This is a genomic window from Mesorhizobium sp. M7A.F.Ca.US.005.03.2.1 (genome assembly GCF_003997795.1).
In the GTDB taxonomy this organism is placed as follows: domain Bacteria; phylum Pseudomonadota; class Alphaproteobacteria; order Rhizobiales; family Rhizobiaceae; genus Mesorhizobium; species Mesorhizobium ciceri.
The window spans coordinates 1-7846 of the sequence record NZ_RZRP01000226.1; the positions used below are offsets into that span (position 1 = coordinate 1).

7 protein-coding genes are annotated in these 7846 nt (G+C 62.7%); 1 reads left to right on the plus strand and 6 read right to left on the minus strand.

Going from position 1 to position 7846, the window contains the following annotated elements; all coding sequences use genetic code 11:
- Nucleotides 1–89 precede the first annotated feature (89 nt).
- The 6 genes from EN991_RS14710 to cyoA all read right to left on the minus strand — a co-directional run bounded on the left by EN991_RS14710 (nt 90) and on the right by cyoA (nt 6529).
- Nucleotides 90–1274, minus strand: a complete 1185-nt coding sequence (locus tag EN991_RS14710; RefSeq protein ID WP_127369022.1) for an amino acid aminotransferase — start codon at nt 1272–1274, stop codon at nt 90–92.
- 244 nt (nt 1275–1518) lie between these two features.
- The gene (locus EN991_RS14715) at nt 1519–2226 is read right to left on the minus strand and encodes an SURF1 family protein (RefSeq protein WP_127369023.1); all 708 of its coding nucleotides are present in this window, start codon (nt 2224–2226) and stop codon (nt 1519–1521) included.
- A gap of 96 nt (nt 2227–2322) precedes the next feature.
- Nucleotides 2323–2703, minus strand: a complete 381-nt coding sequence (gene cyoD / locus EN991_RS14720) for a cytochrome o ubiquinol oxidase subunit IV (protein WP_127369024.1) — start codon at nt 2701–2703, stop codon at nt 2323–2325.
- The gene (gene cyoC, locus EN991_RS14725; RefSeq protein WP_013531504.1) at nt 2700–3326 is read right to left on the minus strand and encodes a cytochrome o ubiquinol oxidase subunit III; all 627 of its coding nucleotides are present in this window, start codon (nt 3324–3326) and stop codon (nt 2700–2702) included. Before cyoC ends, cyoD begins: the two co-directional genes overlap by 4 nt.
- Nucleotides 3327–3331: 5 nt before the next feature.
- Nucleotides 3332–5344, minus strand: a complete 2013-nt coding sequence (cyoB, locus tag EN991_RS14730) for a cytochrome o ubiquinol oxidase subunit I (RefSeq protein ID WP_024505201.1) — start codon at nt 5342–5344, stop codon at nt 3332–3334.
- Nucleotides 5345–5359: 15 nt separating this feature from the next.
- On the minus strand, nt 5360–6529 hold the full coding sequence (gene cyoA / locus EN991_RS14735; protein ID WP_027163479.1) for a ubiquinol oxidase subunit II: 1170 nt from the start codon (nt 6527–6529) through the stop codon (nt 5360–5362).
- A 166-nt stretch (nt 6530–6695) separates the two neighbouring features.
- Here cyoA and EN991_RS14740 point away from each other — a divergent pair.
- The coding region (locus tag EN991_RS14740) for an MFS transporter (protein WP_127369025.1) at nt 6696–7846 on the plus strand (1151 nt) is incomplete at its 3' end.

A 7846-nucleotide genomic window follows, 5' to 3' on the forward strand; every position in this document is an offset into this window, starting at 1 on the left:
GTCCCGGAGGATGATCTTGAGGGTCGGGATCCCACTTGGTGATCTGCTCAAGAGACGGAAAACCGTTTCACACTTTGCCTGGAATTGCTCTAGTCGAGCACCGAGACGATCGCTTTGGCGAGGTCGTCCATGCCGTCCTCGGGCAGGCCGGCGACATTGATGCGGCTGTCGCCGACCATGTAGACGCCGTGCTCGGCGCGCAGCCGTTCGACTTGCGCTTCGGTGAGGCCAAGGCGGGAGAACATGCCGCGATGGCTGGCGACGAAATCGAAGCGGTCGGAATTGGATTGCCGGCGCAGGGCTTCGGCGAACTGGACGCGAAGCCTGAGCATACGCAGCCGCATTTCTTCGAGTTCAGTCTCCCAGTCCGCACGCAAGGCGGCGTCCTCCAGCACGATGCGTACGGCTGCTGCCCCGTGGTCCGGCGGCATCGAATACATGGCGCGCGCCGCCGACAGCATCTGGCTCATCGCCACATCTGCCTGTGCGCCGTCCTTGGCCAGGATCATTGCTGCGCCGACGCGGTCGCGGTAGACGGCGAAATTCTTCGAGCAGCTCGAGGCGACGACCATTTCCGGAACTTTCGCCGCCAGCAGGCGCAAGCCGAGGGCGTCGGCCTCAAGGCCATCGCCAAAGCCCTGATAAGCGATGTCGACGAACGGCAGCAGCGCGCGCTCGACGACCAGATCGGTAACGGCTGCCCACTGTGCCGCATCCAGATTGGCGCCGGTTGGGTTGTGGCAGCAGCCATGCAGCAGCACGACGTCGCCGCTCTTTGCGGTCCGCAGGGCCGCCAGCATGTCGTCGAAGCGAACAGCACCCGACGCGGCGTCGAAATACGGGTATTCACGGATCTGCAGGCCGGCGGCGCGCATCACCGGCATGTGGTTCGGCCAGGTCGGGTCCGACAGCCAGATGGTTGCGTCCGAACGCGTCCGCTTCAGCAATTCCGCCACCAGCCGCAGCGCGCCGGAGCCGCCAGGCGCCTGTGCGGCGCGGATGCGCGTCATGTCGGCGCCCGGACCGAAGGCGAGCTTGGCCATCACCGTGTTGAAGCCGGTATCGCCGGCAAGGCCGAGATAGGTCTTGGTGTCCTGGGCCTGCAGCAGGCGCTTTTCCGCCTCGCGCACGGCGCGCATAACCGGCGTCTTGCCGTCGCGGTCCTTGTAGACGCCGACGCCGAGGTCGACTTTGTCGGGGCGCGGGTCGGCGCGATAAAGGCCGATCAGAGCCAGGATCTTGTCGGCGGGGGCGGGCTGCAGGGTCTCAAACATCGATAGGGCTCCAATGGCGGCGGAGTGATACGCAAATCGGTCGCGTTTCGCCAGCGGTTTTAGCTAGGTGCTCCAGCCCGAGACGGCTGGGAAGCCTGCCCTGCGCGCTCATGGATGAGGGTTTGACGGGAAACCTATTGATGCGCGTCGGAAATGACCAGCCGGCACGAGCAGAGCGATCACGCATCCTCTGCGCCGGCATGAGCGCTTCCGTGCGTAATTTCGGCCTTGCCTCGGCCAGCGGTCAGCCCCCCCCGGGCCTGTCTTTCACAGCCTGCCGCAACAGACAGGCGACCGCGCCCAGCACCATCAAGGCCAGCCCGAACCATGTCAGGGCATAGACCAGATGGTTGTTGTGGAACGAAACGACCGTCAGGCCGCCGACCGGCCACCCTCCCGGATTGGGCGTGGCATCGGCATCGATGAAATAAGGAGCGACCTGCCCGACGCCTTGCTTGGCGGCGATCGCCTGTACATCGCGCGAATACCAGCGGTTGGCAGCCGGATCGTTGGTGCGCAGGAAGCCGCCTTTCGGTTCGCTGATGCGCAACAGGCCGTGAATTCCGGTATGATCGTCCGAGGGCTTGCCTGCGAGGCGGGTTGCCGGATCGCGCTTGTCCGTCGGCACGAAGCCCCTGTTCACCAGAATCGTGAAGCCATCATCCGCTCGGAACGGCGCCATTACCCAGAAGCCACCGCCGAGATCGGTGACCGCCTGGACCAGGGTCTCGCGATCACCGAGAAACCGGCCCGTGACGACGAGGCGGCGATACTCGTCATCCCTGGCGTTGATCGCTGGCCAGGCCGAAGGCGCCGGGGCGGACACCGGTACTGCCTTGAGACGCTGATCGACACGCTCGATCAGGTCGAGCTTCCAGACGCGGCGCTCCAGCTGCCAGATACCGAGCGCCGAGAACCCTGCGATGCCGATGGCTCCGCAAAGGCAAAGCATCAATAGCGTCCATCTCGAACGCCTAACCCTTTGGCCGTCGCCTGTAGTCGGATGCGGTGTCGTCCGCGCCTGTTCGTCCAAAGCCAGGTCCCTCTCTCAGGGTATCTGACTCCTGTCATGGCCGGGCATCATGTTGACGTTCAGATGGTACATGACCCAGAGCGAGCCCGTCAGCGCGATCATCACCAGGATGAGGGTGAAGATCAGCGCCATCATGGTCCAGCCGCTCTCCGACCTGGTGTTCATATGCAGGAAGAACACCATGTGGACGATGATTTGCACGACGGCGAAGGCCATGATGGCAATCGCCGACGCCATCTGATTGCCGAGCGCGTTGGTCATGACCAGCCAGAAGGGAACGGCGGTCAGCACGACGGACAGGCCGAAGCCTGTCAGATAGCCGGCCAGCGAGCCGTGATTGACGCCGTGATGCGCGTGGCTGTGGTTGCTGGTGTCTGTTTGGTGCCCGGCGCTCATCGCAACATTCCCATCAGATAAACGAAGGTGAAGACGCCGATCCAGATGACGTCGAGGAAGTGCCAGAACATGCTCAGGCACATCAGGCGCCGCTGGTTCGCGGCGATCAGCCCATGCCTGGAGACCTGCACCATCAGCACCACCAGCCAGACCAGGCCGAAGGTGACGTGCAGGCCGTGCGTTCCGACCAGCGTGAAGAACGACGAAAGAAAGCCGCTGCGCTGCGGCGTCGCCCCCTCGTGGATGAAATGGGCGAATTCGTAGAGTTCGATGCCGAGAAAGGCGAGGCCGAACAGGCCGGTGATCACCAGCCACACCTGCATCGGCCTCACTCGCCCTTTCGCCATCTCCAGCATCGCGAAGCCGTAGGTGATGGAGGACAGGAGCAGCATGGTGGTGTTGAGCGCGACCAGCGGAAGATCGAACAGGTCCTTCGGCGCAGGCCCGGCGGCGTAGTTGCCACCGAGCACGCCGTAGACTGCAAACAGCATCGCAAAGATGAGGCAGTCGCTCATCAGGTAGATCCAGAAGCCGAGCATGGTGCTGCTGCCGCTCTCGGCATGGCCGTGGTCGTCTTCCAGGTGGAAGATCGTGTCGTCGATCACCGTGTCGGCGTGTGCCATGGTGCTCATCCCGCCTGGCTGGTGGCTGCGAGCAGGCGTGTCCGCTCGTCCTCGACGCGGGTGACGTCGCTGGACGGAATGTGGAAGTCCCGGTCGTAATTGAAGGTATGCGCGATGGCGTAGCCGATCAGAGCAACGAAGCTCACGATCGCCAGCCACCAGATGTACCAGATGAGCGCCACGGCAAGCACCACGCTCAACCCAGCCAGAATGACGCCGGCTCCGGTGTTGCGCGGCATGTGGATGTCGTGGAAGCCCGTCAACGGACGCTGGTAACCGCGATTCTTCATGTCCGCCCAGGTGTCGAGATCGTGGACGACCGGCGTAAAGGCGAAATTGTAGGCCGGGGGCGGCGACGAGGTTGCCCATTCGAGTGTACGCCCGTCCCACGGATCACCGGTGTCGTCGCGAAGCTGCTCGCGCCGGCGCACGCTGACGAAGATCTGGATGAGGAAGGACAGGATACCAAGCAGGATCAGGAAGGCGCCAAAAGCGGCGATGATGAACCAGATCTGCAGCGAGGGATCCTCGAAGGTGCGTAGCCGGCGCGTTACGCCCATCAGGCCGAGGATGTACAGCGGCATGAAGGCGAACCAGAAGCCGACCACCCAGAACCAGAAGGACATCTTTCCCCAGAACGGATCGAGCCGGAAGCCGAATGCCTTGGGGAACCAGTAGCTGATACCGGCAAACAGGCCGAACAGCACGCCGCCGATGATGACGTTGTGGAAATGCGCGACCAGGAACAGGCTGTTGTGGAGCACGAAGTCGGCCGGCGGAACCGCGAGCAGCACGCCGGTCATGCCGCCGACGGTGAAGGTCAGCATGAAGGCGACTGTCCACATCATCGGCAGTTCGAAGCGGATGCGGCCGCGGTACATGGTGAACAGCCAGTTGAATATCTTGGCGCCTGTCGGGATCGAAATGATCATCGTGGTGATGCCGAAGAACGAGTTGACGCTCGCTCCCGACCCCATGGTGAAAAAGTGATGCAGCCAGACGAGATAGGACAGGATGGTGATGACGATGGTTGCGTAGACCATCGAGGTGTAGCCAAAGAGCCGCTTGCCGCAGAAGGCCGAGGTCACTTCGGAAAATATGCCGAAGGCCGGCAGGATCAGGATGTAGACCTCGGGGTGGCCCCAGATCCAGATCAGGTTCACGTACATCATCGGATTGCCGCCGAAGTCGTTCGTGAAGAAGTTGGTGCCGACATAGCGGTCGAGAGCCAGCAGGGCCAGCACCGCCGTCAGCACCGGGAAGGCGGCGACGATGAGCACATTTGTGCAGAGCGCGGTCCAGGTGAAGATCGGCATTCTCATCATGGTCATGCCAGGCGCGCGCATCTTGACGATGGTGCAGACCAGGTTCACGCCCGACAACAGCGTGCCGACGCCCGCCACTTGCAGCGCCCAGATATAATAATCGACACCGACATCGGGACTGTAGCCGATACCCGACAGCGGCGGGTAGGCGAGCCAGCCGGTGCGCGCGAATTCGCCGACGAACAGCGACATCATGACGATGACCGCGCCGCCGACCGTCATCCAGAAGCTGAAATTGTTGAGGAACGGAAACGACACGTCGCGCGCGCCGATCTGCAGCGGGACGACGAAATTCATCAGGCCCGTCACCAGCGGCATCGCCACGAAGAAGATCATGATGACGCCGTGCGCGGTGAAGATCTGGTCATAATGATGCGAATTGAGATAGCCTTCCGAACCGCCGAAGGCCATCGCCTGCTGGAGCCGCATCATGATGGCGTCGCTGAAGCCGCGCAGCAGCATGACGATGCCGAGCACCATGTACATCACACCGATGCGCTTGTGGTCGACGCTGGTGAACCATTCGCGCCACAGATAGCCCCAGAGCTTGAAATAGGTCAGCGCGCCGACGAGGGCGATGCCGCCCAGCGCGACGACTATGAAGGTCGCGACCACGATGGGCTCGTGCAGCGGCAGCGACTCGAGCGTAAGCCGGCCGAAGATCGCCTTGAGAAGAGCAGGATTGTCGAACATGTCTTGCGTGGCGCCTCAGGAGTTGAAGGGCGACCGAAGCGTGCCGGTTGCGGAAGGTGACGGCAGTCGGATCGACAGGGGCAGTGGCCGTTGCAGACCAGCGCCGACTATCGGCGTCGAGGTCATCGGCGTGGCGGATTGATCAGCCTTCGAAGCGGCCAGTGCTTCTTCGGTCGTGCATATGCTGGCGACATAGGATGGGGCAGGGCCGAATATCGTGCCGCGCCGGGCGAACTTGTCGTACAGCAGCGGAAGGGTGTTGCGGATGCCGGCCATCCCCAGACCGCCCTTGGCATCGATCTGCGACATCTCGCTCATGCACATCTTGCCGGGCTCGACGCACATATTGAGGATCGCCTTGTAGAGATCGCTATCCACCGCCGCATAGTGGCGCACGGGTTGGTTCTCGCTGGGCTGTTCGAGCTCCAGGTAGCCGTTTCGGTCGAGCTTGCCGCCGCTGTCCTTTGCCTTCGCGATCCATGCCTGGAAACCGGCATCGTCGAGGCCGTGGAACGCGAAGCGCATTCCCGAGAAGCCGGCGCCGCTGTAATTGGCAGAGAACCCTTCATAGTCGCCGGACTTGTTGATGACGGCGTGCAGCCTGGTTTCCATACCCGGCATCGCATAGATCTGGCCGGCCAGTGCTGGAATGTAGAAGGAGTTCATCACCGATGCGGAGGTAATGCGAAAGCTGATCGGCCGGTCGACCGGCGCAGCCAGTTCGTTGACCACGGCGACGCCGTATTCCGGATAGATGAACAGCCATTTCCAGTCGAGCGCGACGACTTCGACCTCAAGCGGGCGCACGTCCGGCGGCAGCGGCTTGCCGGCCGCTACACGTCCGATCGGACGATAGGGGTCGAGCAGGTGGGTGCCCATCCAGGTCACTGCGCCCAGGCAGATGATGATCAGAAGCGGCACAGCCCAAATGACGAGTTCGAGATGGGTCGAGTGGTCCCAATCCGGCTCGTAGCGCGCCTCGCGGTTGGACTGGCGGTATCGCCAGGCAAAGAATATGGTGAGAGCCATCACCGGTATGATGACGATCAGCATCAGTGCCGTGGACACCATCAGCAGGTCACGCTGCTGCTCGGCGACGTCGCCGGCAGGGTTCAGGACGACCATGCTGCAGGAGCCGAGCGATGCCAGCAGGGGCAGCAGGAAAAGGGTACGGAGACGGCTCAATGTATGACCTGTCGGTTGTTCCCCCCAGTGCTAACCGTACCGCGGCGATGAAGGCATTGGACAATTTGTCCAATGCCGCAATGACGCGGCAGGCGTCATCAAAGCATCTGGCCCGCGCACATGGCAAGCGATCGTATGAGACCGCGGCGGGGCGACGGAGAATGCTGTGAGCCCAACTTCGAAGATCGAAGCCGACGCAAGACGGATCAATGCGCGGCATCATGAGGTGAAGCCCGGCGAAATCGCCGTTGGCGTCATCATCGGCAGGACGTCGGAATTCTTCGACTTCTTCGTCTACGCGATCGCTTCCGTCATCGTTTTCCCCAAGCTCGTATTTCCATATGCCGACCCGTTGACCGGCACGCTCTACTCCTTCGCCATCTTCGCGCTTGCCTTCATCGCGCGGCCGATCGGGACGGCGATCTTCACCGCGCTCGACCGCGCCTACGGACGTAGCGCCAAGCTCACCATCGCGCTGTTCCTGCTGGGGACCTCGACCGTGTCGATCGCCTTCGTGCCCGGTTACGACCAGATCGGCCCGGCTTCGGCCTGGCTGCTGGCCATGTTCCGGATCGGTCAGGGACTGGCGCTGGGCGGGACATGGGACGGACTTGCCTCGCTGCTGGCGTTGAATGCCCCCGAAAAGCGTCGCGGCTGGTATGCGATGATCCCGCAGCTGGGCGCGCCACTCGGGCTCATCGTCGCCAGTGCCCTGTTTGCATATTTCGTCGGCAACCTGTCGGCTGAAGACTTCTTCAGCTGGGGTTGGCGCTACCCGTTCTTCGTCGCCTTCGCCATCAACGTCGTCGCCCTGTTCGCGCGGCTGCGCATCGTGGTGACGCCGGAATACACCAAACTGTTCGAAGGCCAGGAACTGGAGCCGACTTCCGTCCGCGAGACGTTGCGCGCCGAAGGGCGCACTGTCGTGCTCGGCGCTTTCGCGCCGCTGGCGAGCTTCGCCCTGTTCCACATGGTGACGGTGTTTCCTCTGTCCTGGATCTTCCTGTTCACGCGCGAGGGACCGGCACGGTTCCTGGTCATCGAGACGATCGGAGCCTTCTTCGGCCTGGCGGCAATCGCGATCTCGGGCGTCGTTGCCGACCGGGTCGGGCGCTGGCCCTTGCTTGGAGGCTCGGCGGTGGCCATTGCCGTGTTCAGCGGTTTCGCGCCACAGCTGCTCGATGGCGGCTTCGTCGGAGAGTCCGTCTTCATGGTGTTGGGCTTCGTCCTGCTCGGCCTGTCGTTCGGCCAGTCTTCGGGAGCACTCGCCTCGAATTTTTCAAAGAACTACCGCTATACAGGTGCTGCGCTGACCTC

Excerpts from the sequence above, each read along its gene's own strand:
- cyoD (WP_127369024.1), bottom strand. The coding sequence starts at position 2,703 with ATGAGCGCCGGGCACCAAACAGACACCAGCAACCACAGCCACGCGCAT.
- cyoB (WP_024505201.1), bottom strand. The coding sequence starts at position 5,344 with ATGTTCGACAATCCTGCTCTTCTCAAGGCGATCTTCGGCCGGCTTACG.
- EN991_RS14715 (WP_127369023.1), bottom strand. The coding sequence starts at position 2,226 with ATGCTTTGCCTTTGCGGAGCCATCGGCATCGCAGGGTTCTCGGCGCTC.
- EN991_RS14710 (WP_127369022.1), bottom strand. The coding sequence starts at position 1,274 with ATGTTTGAGACCCTGCAGCCCGCCCCCGCCGACAAGATCCTGGCTCTG.
- cyoC (WP_013531504.1), bottom strand. The coding sequence starts at position 3,326 with ATGGCACACGCCGACACGGTGATCGACGACACGATCTTCCACCTGGAA.